The sequence below is a fragment of the Gloeocapsopsis sp. IPPAS B-1203 genome (assembly GCF_002749975.1).
Lineage (GTDB): Bacteria > Cyanobacteriota > Cyanobacteriia > Cyanobacteriales > Chroococcidiopsidaceae > Gloeocapsopsis.
Map to the genome: position 1 here is coordinate 209,682 of NZ_PEIG01000009.1, position 15,758 is coordinate 225,439.

Sequence of the window (15,758 nt, forward strand, 5' to 3'; positions counted from 1 at the left end):
CAGCGATATAGAGGCGAGTCTGGTGCTTTTAATCTGTATCCGGCTTCGTCAAGCAGACTAACGTCTCTACTCCACCTGCAACCTGAAACTCTTCTAAAGTAAGGGACGTCACAGTAGGCAGATTGCAGGCAGTGCGAGCTTTGGGTCTTATTCGTACTCAACTCGGAGGTGAGCGTCGTCTAAGCGGAGTGTCAAGGCGTTCGATGTAGTCCGTGCTTGCACCCAGATTTGATAATTCCCAGCTGGGAGGAACGCCGAGCGGCTAATTGCATGGCTTTCCCAAGACCCAGAACCTTCGTTGTTAGAGTCAGAACTGTCGAAGGCAAAGTCTGTTCCTACAGCAGGCTGAAATTCATTGATGGTAGCGCTACCAACCTGACGATAAACAACGCGCGCCGTACACCAACCACTTGCACCGTAGCAGGCTGACTCCGCGGAGAAGGTAACTTTCACCAGTCGTCCGCCAGCCGGAATGAAAGCATTGACAATATTCGGGTTCCACCATATCCAGTTAGTTCCGGAGAAAATTCGAGCATCAGAGAAGAGACTGACGTAAGTCACAGCCTGTGCCGAGGAGATCGAAGCTACAACTGTGGTTAATGCTGCTAAAGTACCAATTACTATTTGCTTAGTTTGCCTAATCATTAGTATTGTCCTGATTTTTAAAATTGGAGAGTCACTAACTCAGGCGTGTCTGCAAACTACAAAATCATTGATTTTGAACTTGTGAATACTACCTCAAGGCTAAGTTTTTCCAGCAAAATGTCAGTTTTTGTAAAAAAAAACTTCACAAATATTGACTTTGCAAACACCCCTAAATTCAAAACTAAAGCAATTGTAAGGAAAATATTCAAACAATTCAGTAAGAAAAAGATAGCTACATACTTAACAAATTTTTAAATCAATTTTTATATATAATAAAAATTTCAAAGGTTCTTTTGAGGAGTAAATATATTTTTATTGAAGTTAGTTTTGTTAAACTTTACTCTAGTTTTATCTAGTAGCTTTATATATTTTGAAGTTTTGTAATTGAACTTAAGAGTGTAATTATAAATAAACTATTAAATATACTAACAAAAAACTGGAAAAAGTAAGTGTAAAATTGTTGCTTAATCTAAAGAAAGTAAGATTGTAGGTGAGGCTGCTGAGGAGAGATTGTGATGTCCTCTAATGACTTTATTTCTTTAATCGGTCAAATTCTTGAACCTAACTGCCTCACTTCCCTGCAAGCAGCGGTGTTACAGGGTACTTGGGAGGGGAAAAGCTACTCTAAAATCGCCCTAGAAACTGATCGCGATCCCGATTATCTCAAGCAGGTAGGGCAAAAACTCTGGCAACTGCTTTCCCAAGCACTAGGACGCAAAGTAACGAAACTCAATCTGCGTGCGTCACTCCAACGATATGCGAGTCAAGCCACTATTGTTCGTCAGCCTGCTCAAGTAACTCAAGAGGTTACTCTGACATCAGACTTGATCGCAGTAGAAACAATAACTCATACCTCGTGCGATCGCTGTCAAATCCCCCTCACTCCCTGGCAAGATTGGAGAGAGTTAATTGATGTCTCTCGCTTTTATGGACGAGGTAGGGAACTAGCCACACTCAGACAATGGATTCACAAGGATCGCTGCCGTTTAGTTGCCATACTGGGTATGGGTGGTATGGGTAAAACTGCTCTTGCCGCAAAGCTAGCCCAAGTGGTGCAATTAAACTTCGAGTATCTAATTTGGCATTCCTTACGCAATGCACCTTTTCTATCAGATCTGCTCTGTGATGTCATTCTATTTCTATCAGAGCGACAAGAAAATCTTCCCACAGCTCCAGAAAAGCAACTCTCTTTTCTAATAAATTACCTGCGACGAAACCGTTGTTTACTGATACTTGATAACGTCGAAGCTCTTTTGTGCAGCGGTGAATTAGGGGAATACCGACATGGTTATGAAGACTACCATCACCTGCTACGTCGCATAGCTGACGAACAACATCAAAGTTGCGTCATGCTTACAAGCCGCGAACCACCCATTGGGTTATCTGCTAGAGAGGGTAAAGACTTACCAGTGAGAATTATGCAGTTGCAAGGAGTGCAGCCACTAGAAGCACAGGCTATTCTCCATAGTAAAGGACTAATGACAACAGAAGCGGAGTGCCAAGCACTAATCGAACAATACGGGGGTAATCCTTTAGCTTTAAAGATTATTGGTAGTGCGATCGCCTTTTTATGGGATGGCAATGTCTCTCTATTTCTTTCCCAAGGTACACTCATCTGTGAAGATATTCAGCAACTGTTAGATCAGCACTTTGAGCGCCTCTCACTTCTAGAAAAGCAGGTGATGTGTTGGTTGGCGAGCGCGCAAAAAGAAGTATCACTAACACAACTACAGGCTGACATTGTGCCAACGATCTCCCATAATGAGTTACATAGAGTCTTGGAATCCCTGCAAAGACGTTCGTTAATCGAAACTCACTCTGGTTACTTCACCCAAAAACCTGTAGTTATGAAGTATGTAGCAGAGCAACTCATCGCTCAATTTTATTCTGAAATTTCAAGTAAAATTACTATATGAAAAAGCTAATTGTCATTACAGGTGTCACTCGCGGTTTAGGACTGGCAATGACTGAAGCATTTATTCAAGCAGGACAGACTGTTATTGCTTGTGCGCGTTCAGAAACTGCAATAAAAACACTCCGTCAACGATTTAGTTCACCTCACGATTTTACTGTTGTTGATGTTGCAGAGGATCAACAAGTTGCAAACTGGGCAAAACGCATACTTGCACAATACGAACCACCCGATTTATTACTAAACAATGCAGGTGTCATTAATCAATTAGCACCATTATGGAAAGTACCTGCTGATGAATTTAATCGTTTGATCAATGTCAATATTATTGGCGTGACGAACGTCATTCGTCATTTTGTACCAGCAATGATTCAGAGAAATCAAGGCATTATCGTTAATTTTAGTTCAGGTTGGGGACGCTCAACTTCACCGGAAGTTGCACCCTACTGTGCTTCTAAGTGGGCAATTGAGGGATTAACGCGATCGCTTGCGCAAGAACTTCCTAATGGTATGGCAGCAATTCCCCTCAATCCAGGGATTATTCACACTGATATGCTGGAAATCTGTTTTGGAGAAGCAGCTGCTGACTATACACCTCTACAAGAATGGAGTCGTCAAGCTGTGCCTTTTTTGTTACAACTGAGTCCGCGACACAATGGTTCTCCGTTAACAGTTCCTCAATAAGAGCTTACGTTGCAGATAACCTCTACGCTGGAAAAGCGATCGCTTTTCCTCGAAAAGTAGGTTCTGGAACTGGTTGACGAGATTAACTTTCATCGTCAATCTCCTTTTGGGGCAGCAACGGTAGTACGAACTCCAAAAGTTCAGGGATGTTAGACTGAGTGACTTCCCAAGTCAAATCTAGATCGACTTTATTATAATCATGCACTAATTTATCGCGCATTCCTGCAATTTGCTTCCACGGAATTTCTGGATAGTTTTGTCGAAATTCTGAGGACAGCCGTTTAACTATTTCTCCTGTGACGGTAATTTCGTAAAGAACGGCGAGATGTGTTCGCTTATCTGACACAAATGATGTTTTGCTCATTCCTTGAATGAGTTCAATGATCGTGCTACAGGTGTTAGCAATATCAAGCAGGTAGGTTGGATCTCGATTCATAGACGACTTTGGCTGTATTCAGAATTTCTTTACGGCGAATCCAGTTAGGGCTATCTTCGACTGATTTTTTAGTCAATAAATCTACTTTTCTATGACATAAGTCTTCTAACTCGTACTGCATATCGACGAGATCTAAAAGGCTGATTTTGGCATCGGGTTGGAAGGCAACCAGAATATCAATGTCGCTGTCTGCATGAAAATCATCCCGTAGAATAGAGCCAAAAAGCGCAAGTTCATTGATATGCCGACGTTGGCAAAATTCAGCAAGTTGTTCTGAGGTAATTGCAAGTCGTAATTGAAGCATGGAAGTCAGTTGAATTGTATGCATCACTAATTTCCTCCACTATCTCTACCCATACAGTATTTAATAGACCTCCTGCGTGAATGCGATCTCGTATAAATTCGCTGTTCTATATAAACAAAGTCCACGGAGGTGGACTTACCCATAAAAATCTTGTTTTAGTGTACGAAGGTACACTTTGCTTGGATAGCCCTGACTTTAGTTGTAGGGCATCTGTGATTCATACAAGAAGTCTAATGTTATACAAGCACTGCCTCAACCAATAACCTAAGCACAACTATATTTCTACAGGAAATTGCACTTCTGTGACGTAAGATTCGTCGTCTTGTTGATTCCCACCAACAATATAAACTTCACGGTTGGAACCTGCTATGTTATAGCCATTAGCTTCAATCCAAACAGGTAACGCTGCATAGGCAAGGTTGATGGTATTGTAACTGCCATTGTGGACGACGCAAGCCATTTCAACACGAGGTAATTCATAGACTTTAATGCGATCGCTACTACATACTTCTTCTACTGCGATCGCAAATTCCCAATCAATATCTGTATCTTTGTATGCAGTATCGTGCCAAATTCCTGCAAAGTAACGGCTCTCTTTAACTCTTTGACGTTGCAAGTACTCAAGTAACTCATTGTAAAGCCCTACTACAGCATGAAAGCTTGGTATTATCTCCCGAATTGCAGCAACTTTGATGGGGGCAATGGTTTTGAGAACAACATCGTAATCAGGTATTTTATCCTCCTGTTCAATCTGCTCAAGTCGCACTGCGACACGCTGTAATCTTGCCTGTTCTTCTGCAACTATTTGTTCTAGTTCAGCTTGCTTCAATCGCAGCATTCCTTGAATTTGTGCTGGTGAAATTTCATCTAGTAGTTTGGCGATTTGTTCTAGTGAGAATCCTAAATCTTTGAGTGCCAAAATGCGATTAAGTCGGGGTAACTGATGGGCTGAGTAGTAACGATAGCCAGTAAACTTATCTATATCTACTGGTTTAAGTAGTCCCATTTGGTCGTAGAGACGCAATGCTTTAATTGATACGTGGCTGAGTTTGGAAAAGTCGCCGATTTTCAGCATTTTTCCTTTAATAGGTAATAGGTAATAGGTAAAGGGTAATTCTCAATAAGTATGCTTTCCAATTACCAATTACCAGTTACCAATGACCAACCTGCGATGCTTCACCAAGTAGGTGTATGTGCCAACTCCAATTTGATACCATCGGGATCGAGAAAGTAGACAGCATAGTAACCTGGTAAATAGTCATATTCAGCAGGCGGATCGAGAATTGTGACTTGCTGCTGGATCAGTTCTTGGTACAGCTTATCTATATCTTCTCGACTATCGGCACTAAATGCTAAATGATGCAATCCTGGAGCATAGCGATCGCATTTTTGATTTGAGCGTGGGTTCGTAGGAGAAATCGTAATCGCATTGTGAGAACTTGCCCAGAGAATTAGTTGTTCTGTCTTTTCGCCTTGTTCATAACCCATAAATTTGAGTAGTTTGTCATAAAAATCTTCCGATCGCTTCATATCAGATACACTCAAGGCAATATGATGGATAGCTCCTAGTTTCATAGTCTTATATCACCTCTGTTGCATTTGATTCACAGTAAACACTCTTCCCCAAGGGTAGAGTCAAGCTTTGCATCGATATTGATGAATAAATTCTGATATGATTTGCGTCGTGCGATGTAACACAATCAACAATGTCTCATTCTGCCTCTGTCTCGGTTCCCGCTACAACTGCTAACTTAGGTCCTGGTTTTGATTGTATTGGTGCAGCGTTGACGTTGTATAACCAGTTCAAGTTTACGCATCAAGCAGAAGTAGAGATTTGCGTGACAGGGATAGAAAGCGATCGCGTCCGCACTGATGACAGTAATTTAGTTTATCGCTCGTTTATAAAATTGTATGAACATATTGGACAAACGCCACCATCTGTGCATATAGATATTGTGATGGATGTGCCGCTAGCGCGGGGTTTGGGTAGTTCTGCAACGGCGATTGTTGGGGGCTTAGTTGGGGCAAATTTACTTGCGGGGAAACCACTTGATACAAATGCGGTGATGGAGTTGGCGATCGCTTTAGAAGGACATCCTGATAATGTTGTTCCGGCGTTGTTGGGAGGGTGTCGATTAGCAGCGAGTGTTGAAAGGCTAAGTCGCCAACGCTGGGAAATTTGTGATGTACCTTGGCATGAGTGTGTTATACCTGTGGTGGCGATTCCTGATTTTGAGCTTTCGACGGCTGAGGCGCGGCGAGTTTTACCGAGTGAGGTGAGTCGAGGGGATGCGATTTTTAATACAGCACATTTAGGGTTGTTGTTGCGCGGGTTGGAGACAGGAAATGAAGATTGGCTTAAGGCGGCGTTGCAGGATCGGTTGCATCAACCTTATCGTCAAGCTTTGATTCGGGGATATGAAGCGGTACAGCAAGCGGCGATCGCTGCTGGGGCGTATGGTTTGGTAATTAGTGGTGCAGGTCCTACATTACTTGCTTTGACGAATCAGAAAGAAGCTGAGGCGGTGATTGAGGCGATCGCTCAAACTTGGCAGCAAGTAGGTGTGAAAGCACAAGTGCGATCGTTGGAAATTGACAATCAAGGTGCGCGTAGCTCTAATGAGGTAGCCTAGTAAGTATGATGAATGACATTCAAGCAGAAATTACGGCTATTCAAACTCAAATTGCGGCGCTACGTCAGGAGCGTACTTCACTGACAACCGAGCCGATAGATCTAGAAAGTGCGTCTCCAGAAGAGATTGCAGATGCTTACCGTCGCCGTGCTAAAGAAGATTTACAATTATTTGCAGAAGTTAAAGGTATTGACGATGCGATCGCTGCTTTAGAAGCGCAACTTGCTCAAAAAATTGAATTAGCATCGCAACTTTCCCAAAATGACTCTTTAGAACAGCGCGTCGCTGCTGGTAAAAGACAGGCTTTAGCCCAAGCTGAACGTATTAATCAACTCGCCGCTGAACTCGCTGCTGAACTACAGTCACTCAAAGCAACTGCGGATGAACTCAGTCCTAGTTATTGGCAGGTATACTATAAACCTTTAATTACTGGCTTTAGATCGATCTCAGTTCCCTATGTGCGTACTGATAGCGATGTTTTAACGATTGTAAATCGCATCGTGTAAAGACTTATTGCATGACACCATAGCACTGATATTTCTTTAGTCCACGCAGGTGGACTTTATTCGTTAAGCCGCGAATTTATTCGCCAGGCTCACATCACAATCATCGCAGATTCATATCCTTTGAGCAACCTGAAGCACTGAGAAATAAGAAACTGGGATACTTGTAATACAATGTCTTGCTAAAACCTCTCTTAAACCCGCAAACAAAGCTTCTCGCTTGTGTTGTTCTAGCCTGATATAAGGTGACAAGGTACTTAAAAGCGTGAGATAGTCATCAATACTATGGGTAGCTTTCCATCTCAATTGTTCGGATGCTAAACCCTTAAATAGCCCATAGTCAATCACTGCTTGTCCAAATCTGCTGAGATTTTCTTCCTGAGTGCTTCTTGCTTCATATTCTGCAAGCGACGGTGCATAAGTCTGATAAACCTCTTGCAACATTTGATAAATATTGTATGGGGGGTGGATTGGGATGGCGTTCCACAGCAAAATTAAAGAGCCATTGTCTTTCAACGCAGTAGCAGCTTTTGAATACCCAATCTCAGGTGAAATCCAGTGAAAAGAGGTTGCAGCAACAATAGCATTGAATTTCTTCGTCTCTAGCTGCCACTCTTCAAAAGAAGTATTTACAATCTTGACATTTGGATACTGCGTGCAGTTTTGCTGTGCTAACTGGCACATTTCCTGGTTTGGTTCTAGGCAAATCATCGAGAATCCACGATCTGCAAACGCAACTGTTGCAATTCCAGGACCACAGCCTACTTCTAAAATAACTGCTTTATCAGGCAGTTTAGCTAACTCTACTGCACGATTAATTAGCTGTTGAGGATAGCGCGGTCTTACTTGGTTGTAAGCATCTGCAGCTGTACTGTACCAATTTTTTCTCTGTTCTGCAGTATAGACACTGGCAAATGTACTGTACCAATCATTGGGTTGTTTTGGTGTCATGAGTTTAGAGAACCTTTAGGTTACATACGCTGTTGCGATCGCCACCTTATTTCCCACTCTTAACATTTATTCATTAAGATTTGTAATAGAAAGTGTGACTAAGTATTTATTCTTATCATCACAATTCCTGTAAATCCACCTTTTCAAAAGTTAACCTAACTTAATACAATGTATGTCATAGGCAATAGGTATTTATCCTCAGTCATGCTTAGCACACAAATTCCTTGGTTAACAACCATTATTCTGTTACCGTTGGTGGCTGCCCTAGCCATTCCTTTCATTCCAGACAATCAAGGTAAAACAGTTCGCTGGTACGCCTTAGGAGTAGGGATAGCGGATTTGATTCTGATGGTGTACGCCGTTTGGCAGAACTACGATTTACAAATCTCAACATTTCAACTAGCAGAAAGCTATCCTTGGATACCTCAGCTAGGCATGAACTGGTCAGTTGCGGTAGATGGCTTATCATTACCGTTGGTATTGCTAACAGGTTTTGTCACTACTTTGTCAATCTTGGCAGCGTGGAACGTAACGAAAAAACCACGCTTGTTTTTTGCGTTGATGCTAATGATGTACAGCGCGCAGATTGGCGTATTTGTAGCCCAGGATATGCTGTTGTTCTTCCTGATGTGGGAACTTGAATTAGTCCCTGTCTACTTACTAATTTCGATTTGGGGAGGACAAAATCGCCGTTACGCTGCAACAAAGTTCATTCTCTACACTGCTGCTGGATCGATATTTATCTTAGTAGCTGCGTTTGCGATGGCAATGTATGGCGATGTCGTTACCTTCGACATGGCAACTTTAGGTATTAAGCAGTATCCTAGAGCGTTTGAACTGTTGGTTTATGCTGCATTACTCATTGCTTTTGGCGTCAAGTTACCCATCTTCCCATTACATACTTGGCTTCCAGATGCCCACAGTGAAGCTTCTGCACCTGTCTCAATGATTTTGGCGGGTGTATTGCTCAAAATGGCAGGTTACGGGCTAATTCGCATGAATATCGAAATGTTGCCCAATGCCCATGTTTCATTTGCTCCTGTACTCGCAATTTTAGGTGTAGTCAACATTGTCTATGGTGCATTAACTGCATTTGCCCAAACAAATCTCAAGCGCCGCTTAGCTTATTCTTCAATTGCCCACATGGGTTTTGTATTAATCGGTATTGCTTCGTTTACCGAATTGGGTATCGGCGGTGCAGTATTGCAAATGGTATCGCATGGTTTAATTGCGGCTAGCTTGTTCTTCTTATCTGGAGTTACCTACGAGCGTACCCATACTCTAATCATGGAGAAAATGGGTGGTATGGCGCAAGCGATGCCCAAAGTTTTCGCACTATTCACTGCTGGGGCAATGGCTTCTTTAGCGCTACCAGGTATGAGTGGCTTTGTGGGCGAATTAACAATCTTTTTGGGAATTACCACCAGCGATGCTTACAACCCTGTGTTTAAGGTTGTCGTCATTCTCTTAGCGGCGGTAGGAGTCATTTTAACTCCAATTTACTTGTTGTCGATGTTGCGCCAAGTATTTTATGGTAACGAGAATTCTGGAATTGTAATTGAAGAGTATCTTGGTGACGCAAAGCCACGCGAGGTGTTTATTGCAGCTTGCTTACTATTGCCAATTATTGGTATTGGGATGTATCCTAAACTGGCAACTCAGACGTATGATGTCAAAACAGTTGCAGTTGCAGCACAAGTACGTCAAGTGTTACCAACAGTTATCGCGCAAAAACAGCGATCGCCTCTCTATTCAACTGCATTAGTCGCACCACAGCTAGCTGTACCTGAATCACAAGTACTCATCGCTAGCGAATAAATTAAATTCCACTGTCAACCTAATGAAGATCTTACGCTCCTTTCTGCTTGCTCCTATTTTTGCTTTAGCATTTAGTACTGTTGCTCAAGCCGCAATTCAAACCCAAATTGTGGAATACAAGCAAGGCAACACAGTATTAGAAGGATATCTAGCTTACGATGATGAAATTCAAGGTAGGCGTCCTGGTGTCATGATTGTTCATGAGTGGACGGGAATTGGTCCTTATGTTCAACAACGTGCCCAGCAATTAGCAAAACTAGGATATGTTGCTTTTGCAGCAGATATTTATGGCAAAGGAATTAGACCAAAAAATCCCGAAGAGGCAGCAGCACAGGCTAAAATTTACAGATCTGATCGTCAGTTGATGCGCGATCGCGCTTTAGCAGGATTACAAGTCTTACAAAAAAATTCTTTAACCGATGCCCAACGCATTGCTGCTATTGGATATTGTTTCGGTGGTGGTACTGTGTTGGAACTCGCCCGTAGTGGGGCAAATGTTGCTGGCGTTGTCAGTTTTCACGGTAATTTGGATACACCAAATCCTAGTGATGCGAAGAATGTTAAGGGTAAAGTACTGGTATTACATGGTGCGGAAGATCCATTAGTACCGCCCGAACAAGTTTTAGGCTTTGCTGAAGAAATGGGCAATGCTAGAGTTGATTGGCAATTAATTGCTTACGGTGGTGCGGTTCACAGTTTTACAAATCCTGAAGCGGGTAATGATAAATCTGAAGGTGTAGCGTATAATCAGTTAGCTGATCGCCGTTCTTGGCAAGATATGCGGCAGTTTTTTGCGGAGATTTTTGGAGTAAGATAGCAAACCGCAGAGAAATGAGTGAACAAGATCTTGTAGCTATTGCACAGTTGGAGAAAAAATTAGATGCTACTTTGCAAGTAGTGTCTAAACTAGTGACTGCTTTGGATTCTACGCGCAGTGGCGATCCTCAGTTTATTTTTGAGATGGACTTAGTGAAGCACTCTTTATGTGAAATGGGGTATTTTGAAAACAAGCCTTTAGAAGAGTAGGCTTAATGAGAAGCATTATTTTGATATGAAACCTGGGCATTTGTAATCTGTTGGCATTCTCTTGCCCAGAGAGGAAATTTCATGCCTGTTACCTTTAGTGACATTATCACGGCTTGTAATTCTGAAGAAAACTTTCTCCAAATTTTTCAAAACGCCTTCTCTCAGGTTGATCAGCCGCTTCTCCAAGAGCATCGTATAATTTTAACAGCTTGTTATAGAAATCCAGGACTTTCTCCAACTCTAAAAGGAGACACACCAGAATTCTTAGCTCAGTCTTGGTTGCAAAAGTATTGTTATAGCTTCGAGAACAGAATCTCAAGACGGATCTCTCAACCTCCGAGAACAGTTGCTGATCCAATCGTCGATACAATTATCAAGGCTAGATTAACAGGATTAACTGAAAAACATCTTGAGCAGATTAAGTATGCTCATAGATTGTCCATGTCAGCAGAAAATATTCAAGGCTTACTTCTTGAAGAATTTCTAGCTGAACAACTAGCTGACTATGGTTGGTACTGTTGTTGGGGAGAAGTTATCCGCCACGTCGATTTTTGCCACATAGATGGCTCTCTTTTACAAGTAAAAAACCGTAGTAATTCAGAAAATAGCTCTTCTTCTAGGGTCAGGATTAATCAATCAATTGAAAAATGGCACAGGGTTGATGCAAAAACAGGACTATACAAATGGTCATACTTTAATGAGAAATATAATACAAATCGCTTCTCCGAAGAAAACTTTATTCTTTTTGTTCAGAAAGTTTTATTAGCAAATCCAAGTGCTTTAGCACTAGAAGCAAATAACCCTTGGCAATCTTTGTCTCAGTCTTCAGACTAAATTTAAAGAAAGTTGTTTTGCAGATGGTTCCAGAGAGCCTAAAGTTTCAACTGTCCAACTTACATCATCAGTCTTGTGATACCGCGAGTAGGGAAAGTCGGGGTAAATAGTTGGTGTTTCGCCCTTGAGGTGGTTTAGTAACATTCTGGCGATCGCTCTTCCCAGAGAACAGGGTACAGCATTTCCAACTTGTCGATATTGATCGAGTAAACTTCCTGCAATTACCCAATCATCGGGAAATTCTTGGATTCGCTTGTACTCTTCAATACTCAGCGGTCGATTTTCTTCTGGATGTGCCAAATCCGTTGCAGGCATTGCAGGATGTGTTACAAGCGTTGGAGAAGGCTTATCCCAAGCTAATCTCCGATAAAAACCTGTTTTTCCGCCTCCTGCGTGATAAGAAGCCCCAAGTGCTTCTTGGTGCAACTCTACTGGTAAATCTCGCCAACATTGTCCAGGTTTCAAAAGTTTATAGTATTTGATTCGTTTTTCAGGAAACTTGATGAATTGATGTTTATCAGGAAGTCCTGCTAGCGCATCTCTCAATGTTCGCCAATGAGGAAGTCCATACAAACCTTTCTCCGAATGAGTCGGTGTGAGATAGGGAAGTTTTTCTCCGTCACGGCTACAAGCAATGACAGCTCTTTCTCTTTGTTGTGGCGAACCAAAATTGGCAGCGTTGTACAAGTTGAAAGAAACACTATAACCAGCTTCTTTGAGCTTCCGAGTGATGAAAAGTAGTGCACCTCCCCGTTGTTCATCCTGAGATAATGATGGGTAGTTATTTCCTCTCATCTCATGTGGTCTGTGCTTTAACGGAGCAGATAATAGTCCTCGGACGTTTTCTATTACTGCAAACCTGGGTTTGAGTTCGACGATCAAATCAATGAAAGTTAAAAAGACATTTCCTCGTTCATCATTGAACCCTTGTCGCTTACCTGCACTGCTGAAAGCTTGGCACGGGGGACCGCCAACAATTACATCAATCTCTTCTTCAGAACTTAATCCCGCCTTTTCCCGAATTGCTGTAGCTGAGTAGTCTCTAATATCTCCAATTAGCGCGATATCCGGTCGATTCGTTTCAATCGTTTTTCGGGCTGCTGAATCTATTTCACAAGCGAGAATTACTTTGATTCCTTCCTTTTCCAGTCCTAAATCTAAACCCATGCATCCAGAGAAAAAACTTAATGCTTTTAGGGATGGTTTACTAAAGGATCTCCTTGCATGATCTGGAACAAATCCGCTTGTATCCTCCTCTTTAGATCGATACTCATCAACAGATTCCGCAGCAACAATCCATCGGCTGCTAATCCTTTCTCCGCTGATGTCACCGTAGCGGAGCAATTTGCGAACGTATTGCTCAGAGCAATTCAATATTTCCGAAGCTTCTTTCACAGAGAGGTATTGAGCAGACATAGATTTCGGACACGAAACTCAAACTAAGTACCCAATTTCAATCTAATTATAGTGTCTTTTCCTCCTAAGTGCTGTTTGATGTTTGTGCAGGCAGTTTATTTAGAAAGAATGATCCAAACCGCATGAACAATTCCTGGAATGTAGCCCAGTAAAGTTAGAAGCACATTGATCCAAAAGTCTCTACCAAAACCTACTTGCAAAAAGACACCAAGAGGTGGCAAAAAGATTGCGCATATTAGGCGAAGAATATCCATTGTATTATGTGATGTGACAACTTTTTACTGAATTAAAGGGTGGTTTTTAACACACCGGCATTGGTAATTATGCTAACATCTTAACTTGATTATGGTGCAGCGTTAATTTGCTTGGATTTTGTAATGAACTATGGGCGTATTTAGAGCCATTGTTGCCATCTATACCTTACTTATTCAGGACTACTAAGTAGAAATCTTGGCTCAAGATATGTTTCACTAGGAGTATGTAAGAAACCTTGATCTTTAGCCTTTTTGTACCACTTTTCTGCTTCTGCTCGATCTACTTCTATACCGTTATCACCAGACAGAAAAATCCCTGCTAAATTATTTGAGGCTAGACCATAACCCTGTTCAGCTGCCTTCTTGTACCACTTAACTGCTTCTAAAATATTTCTCTCTAGACCAAGACCTAGATGGTAAATATTTGCAATTATACATTGCGCTTCAGCCTCGCCACAATCAGCAATTGGCTTTAAAATTTTAACAGCAGTTGTGTAATCTCCTGCTTGAAATGCAGCTATCCCTTCTGCTAAATTTGGCATCTTAGCTATATTCTTTATAATTAACTTCTGACTGTATTAACTCTTAGTAAGTAGGACACAAGCTACCCACCACTGATTTTTGCTTTGTAACCTTGTTGAGTAAGAATTTCAATAATTTTTTGCTTGTGATCGCCTTGAATTTCAATTTCGTTGTCTTTAACAGTTCCGCCACTACCACACTGTGATTTGAGTTGTTTTACCAAAGCTGTTAAAGTCTCTGGTGTGGATTGAAAACCACTAATCACAGTCACTGTTTTACCCTTACGTCCTTTACGCGAAGCTTGGACGCGGAGGTTTTGTTGCGCAGGCGGTAAGTTTTGAATTCCGCGTTCTAGGGCTGGAGAATTATCGCCGCCAAACTCGCGGTAAACAAAAGGATTATCAGAGGATTTACGATTTGCAGCAGCCATAGTGAAAGTTGAAAGCCTGAGTTTAATTTATAATTAATTAACTGTATTCTGTTATTTTAGCCAGTCTGTGACTACTACTCCTTTACCTACACAATCTCAAGCTGAACAACGCCCCGACACCCTCGGACGCTTTGGGCGCTTTGGTGGTAAATATGTTCCTGAAACGTTGATGCCTGCTTTGAGTCAATTAGAAGCAGCATATCAGCAGTATCGCAACGATCCAGAATTTATTGCTGAATTACAACAACTGCTGCGGGATTATGTAGGAAGGGCTACACCGTTGTATTTCGCAGAACGCCTCACAGCGCATTATGCTCGTCCAGATGGCACAGGCGCACAAATTTATCTAAAGCGCGAGGATTTGAATCATACCGGCGCACACAAAATCAATAATGCCCTGGCACAGGTATTACTCGCTAAACGCATGGGTAAGCAAAGGATTATTGCTGAAACAGGTGCAGGACAACATGGTGTTGCAACAGCTACAGTCTGCGCGAGATTTGGATTAAAATGCGTCATCTACATGGGCGTTCAGGATATGGAACGTCAAAGTCTTAATGTGTTTCGGATGCGGTTAATGGGTGCGGAAGTCAGCCCTGTATCGGCGGGAACAGGAACACTTAAAGATGCAACCTCCGAAGCAATTCGCGATTGGGTGACAAATGTTGAAAATACTCACTACATTTTAGGTTCTGTTGCAGGACCGCATCCGTATCCGATGATTGTGCGTGACTTTCATGCTGTAATTGGCATTGAAACTCGCGCCCAGTGTTTAGAAAAGTGGGGCGGATTACCTGATATTCTTCTGGCGTGTGTCGGTGGTGGTTCTAATGCAATGGGTTTATTCCATGAGTTTGTGAATGAACCATCTGTGAGGTTGATTGGTGTTGAAGCAGCAGGGGAAGGCGTCAATACTGAAAAACACGCAGCTACACTAACTCAAGGACGTGTTGGTGTTTTACACGGGGCGATGAGTTATCTCTTACAAGACGATGATGGTCAAGTTGTAGAGGCACACTCAATTAGTGCAGGGCTAGATTATCCTGGGGTAGGACCTGAACATAGCTACTTAAAAGATCAGCAACGGGCGGAATATTACAGCGTTACTGATGAAGAAGCCTTAGCAGCATTTAAACGCACAGCGCAGCTAGAGGGAATTATACCTGCACTTGAAACCGCTCATGCGATCGCATATCTCGACACCTTATGTCCGCAACTCGAAGGTAGTCCGCGAATAGTGATTAACTGTTCAGGGCGCGGTGATAAAGACGTGCAAACTGTCGCGAAGCATCTTCAAGATTGAGGTGATGGGTAATAGGTAATAGGTAATAGGTAATTGGTAATAGCTTTTAAGAGGACATATTAATTACTCATGAGAAATTGCTTGTTT

19 protein-coding genes are annotated in these 15,758 nt (G+C 42.1%); 9 read left to right on the forward strand and 10 right to left on the reverse strand.

From position 1 onward, the window contains the following. Positions 1–147: 147 nt before the first annotated feature. Entirely contained in the window at positions 148–645 is a 498-nt protein-coding gene (locus CSQ79_RS17190) for a hypothetical protein (protein ID WP_099702379.1), read from the reverse strand. Positions 646–1,160: 515 nt separating this feature from the next. On the opposite strand from CSQ79_RS17190, the gene CSQ79_RS17195 reads away from it, so the two are divergent. Further along, positions 1,161–2,561, forward strand: a complete 1,401-nt coding sequence (locus tag CSQ79_RS17195; protein ID WP_099702380.1) for a helix-turn-helix domain-containing protein — start codon at positions 1,161–1,163, stop codon at positions 2,559–2,561. Next, a complete protein-coding gene (locus CSQ79_RS17200) occupies positions 2,558–3,241 on the forward strand; it encodes an SDR family oxidoreductase (RefSeq protein ID WP_099702381.1) in 684 nt (227 codons plus the stop codon). Before CSQ79_RS17195 ends, CSQ79_RS17200 begins: the two co-directional genes overlap by 4 nt. An 82-nt stretch (positions 3,242–3,323) precedes the next feature. Here the strand turns inward: CSQ79_RS17200 and CSQ79_RS17205 are convergent, their stop codons facing one another. From CSQ79_RS17205 to CSQ79_RS17220, 4 genes are all read right to left on the reverse strand, one after another. After that, positions 3,324–3,677 carry a HepT-like ribonuclease domain-containing protein gene (locus CSQ79_RS17205; RefSeq protein WP_099702382.1) on the reverse strand — a complete coding sequence of 118 codons (354 nt, stop codon included), beginning with the start codon at positions 3,675–3,677 and terminating at the stop codon, positions 3,324–3,326. Continuing rightward, on the reverse strand, positions 3,649–4,005 hold the full coding sequence (locus CSQ79_RS17210; protein WP_289501251.1) for a nucleotidyltransferase family protein: 357 nt from the start codon (positions 4,003–4,005) through the stop codon (positions 3,649–3,651). Before CSQ79_RS17210 ends, CSQ79_RS17205 begins: the two co-directional genes overlap by 29 nt. 250 nt (positions 4,006–4,255) lie before the next feature. After that, complete coding sequence (locus CSQ79_RS17215; protein ID WP_099702383.1) at positions 4,256–5,056, reverse strand: MerR family transcriptional regulator; 801 nt, start codon at positions 5,054–5,056, stop codon at positions 4,256–4,258. A 101-nt stretch (positions 5,057–5,157) separates the two neighbouring features. Then, positions 5,158–5,556 (reverse strand): VOC family protein, encoded by a 399-nt coding sequence (locus CSQ79_RS17220; protein WP_099702384.1) that lies wholly within the window; start codon positions 5,554–5,556, stop codon positions 5,158–5,160. Between the two features lie 131 nt (positions 5,557–5,687). Between CSQ79_RS17220 and thrB the strand changes: the two genes are divergently transcribed. Together thrB and CSQ79_RS17230 are read left to right on the forward strand one after the other, a co-directional pair. Next, on the forward strand, positions 5,688–6,614 hold the full coding sequence (gene thrB, locus CSQ79_RS17225) for a homoserine kinase (protein ID WP_099702385.1): 927 nt from the start codon (positions 5,688–5,690) through the stop codon (positions 6,612–6,614). Positions 6,615–6,622: 8 nt separating this feature from the next. Next, positions 6,623–7,120 carry a hypothetical protein gene (locus tag CSQ79_RS17230; RefSeq protein WP_099702439.1) on the forward strand — a complete coding sequence of 166 codons (498 nt, stop codon included), beginning with the start codon at positions 6,623–6,625 and terminating at the stop codon, positions 7,118–7,120. A 111-nt stretch (positions 7,121–7,231) separates the two neighbouring features. On the opposite strand, the gene CSQ79_RS17235 is transcribed toward CSQ79_RS17230, so the two are convergent. Then, positions 7,232–8,068, reverse strand: coding sequence for a class I SAM-dependent methyltransferase (locus CSQ79_RS17235; protein WP_099702386.1), 837 nt, complete (start codon positions 8,066–8,068; stop codon positions 7,232–7,234). Between the two features lie 204 nt (positions 8,069–8,272). Between CSQ79_RS17235 and CSQ79_RS17240 the strand changes: the two genes are divergently transcribed. From CSQ79_RS17240 to CSQ79_RS17255, 4 genes are all read left to right on the forward strand, one after another. Then, complete coding sequence (locus CSQ79_RS17240) at positions 8,273–9,886, forward strand: NAD(P)H-quinone oxidoreductase subunit 4 (protein WP_099702387.1); 1,614 nt, start codon at positions 8,273–8,275, stop codon at positions 9,884–9,886. Positions 9,887–9,908: 22 nt separating this feature from the next. Further along, positions 9,909–10,703, forward strand: a complete 795-nt coding sequence (locus CSQ79_RS17245; protein WP_099702388.1) for a dienelactone hydrolase family protein — start codon at positions 9,909–9,911, stop codon at positions 10,701–10,703. Between the two features lie 14 nt (positions 10,704–10,717). Beyond that, positions 10,718–10,912: a hypothetical protein gene (locus CSQ79_RS17250; RefSeq protein ID WP_099702389.1), complete on the forward strand. Its 195-nt coding sequence runs from the start codon at positions 10,718–10,720 to the stop codon at positions 10,910–10,912. 81 nt (positions 10,913–10,993) lie between these two features. Continuing rightward, entirely contained in the window at positions 10,994–11,746 is a 753-nt protein-coding gene (locus CSQ79_RS17255) for a SinI family restriction endonuclease (protein WP_099702390.1), read from the forward strand. Here CSQ79_RS17255 and CSQ79_RS17260 read toward each other — a convergent pair. The 4 genes from CSQ79_RS17260 to CSQ79_RS17275 all read right to left on the reverse strand — a co-directional run bounded on the left by CSQ79_RS17260 (position 11,738) and on the right by CSQ79_RS17275 (position 14,368). After that, complete coding sequence (locus tag CSQ79_RS17260) at positions 11,738–13,141, reverse strand: DNA cytosine methyltransferase (RefSeq protein ID WP_289501253.1); 1,404 nt, start codon at positions 13,139–13,141, stop codon at positions 11,738–11,740. The genes CSQ79_RS17255 and CSQ79_RS17260 overlap by 9 nt on opposite strands. 116 nt (positions 13,142–13,257) lie before the next feature. Continuing rightward, positions 13,258–13,416: a YqaE/Pmp3 family membrane protein gene (locus tag CSQ79_RS17265; RefSeq protein ID WP_099702392.1), complete on the reverse strand. Its 159-nt coding sequence runs from the start codon at positions 13,414–13,416 to the stop codon at positions 13,258–13,260. Positions 13,417–13,586: 170 nt separating this feature from the next. Beyond that, on the reverse strand, positions 13,587–13,958 hold the full coding sequence (locus CSQ79_RS17270) for a tetratricopeptide repeat protein (RefSeq protein ID WP_099702393.1): 372 nt from the start codon (positions 13,956–13,958) through the stop codon (positions 13,587–13,589). A 62-nt stretch (positions 13,959–14,020) separates the two neighbouring features. Then, positions 14,021–14,368: a translation initiation factor gene (locus tag CSQ79_RS17275; RefSeq protein WP_099702394.1), complete on the reverse strand. Its 348-nt coding sequence runs from the start codon at positions 14,366–14,368 to the stop codon at positions 14,021–14,023. Positions 14,369–14,435: 67 nt separating this feature from the next. Here CSQ79_RS17275 and trpB point away from each other — a divergent pair, with 67 nt between their 5' ends. Then, positions 14,436–15,671 (forward strand): tryptophan synthase subunit beta, encoded by a 1,236-nt coding sequence (gene trpB / locus CSQ79_RS17280; protein ID WP_099702395.1) that lies wholly within the window; start codon positions 14,436–14,438, stop codon positions 15,669–15,671. Positions 15,672–15,758 lie beyond the last annotated feature (87 nt).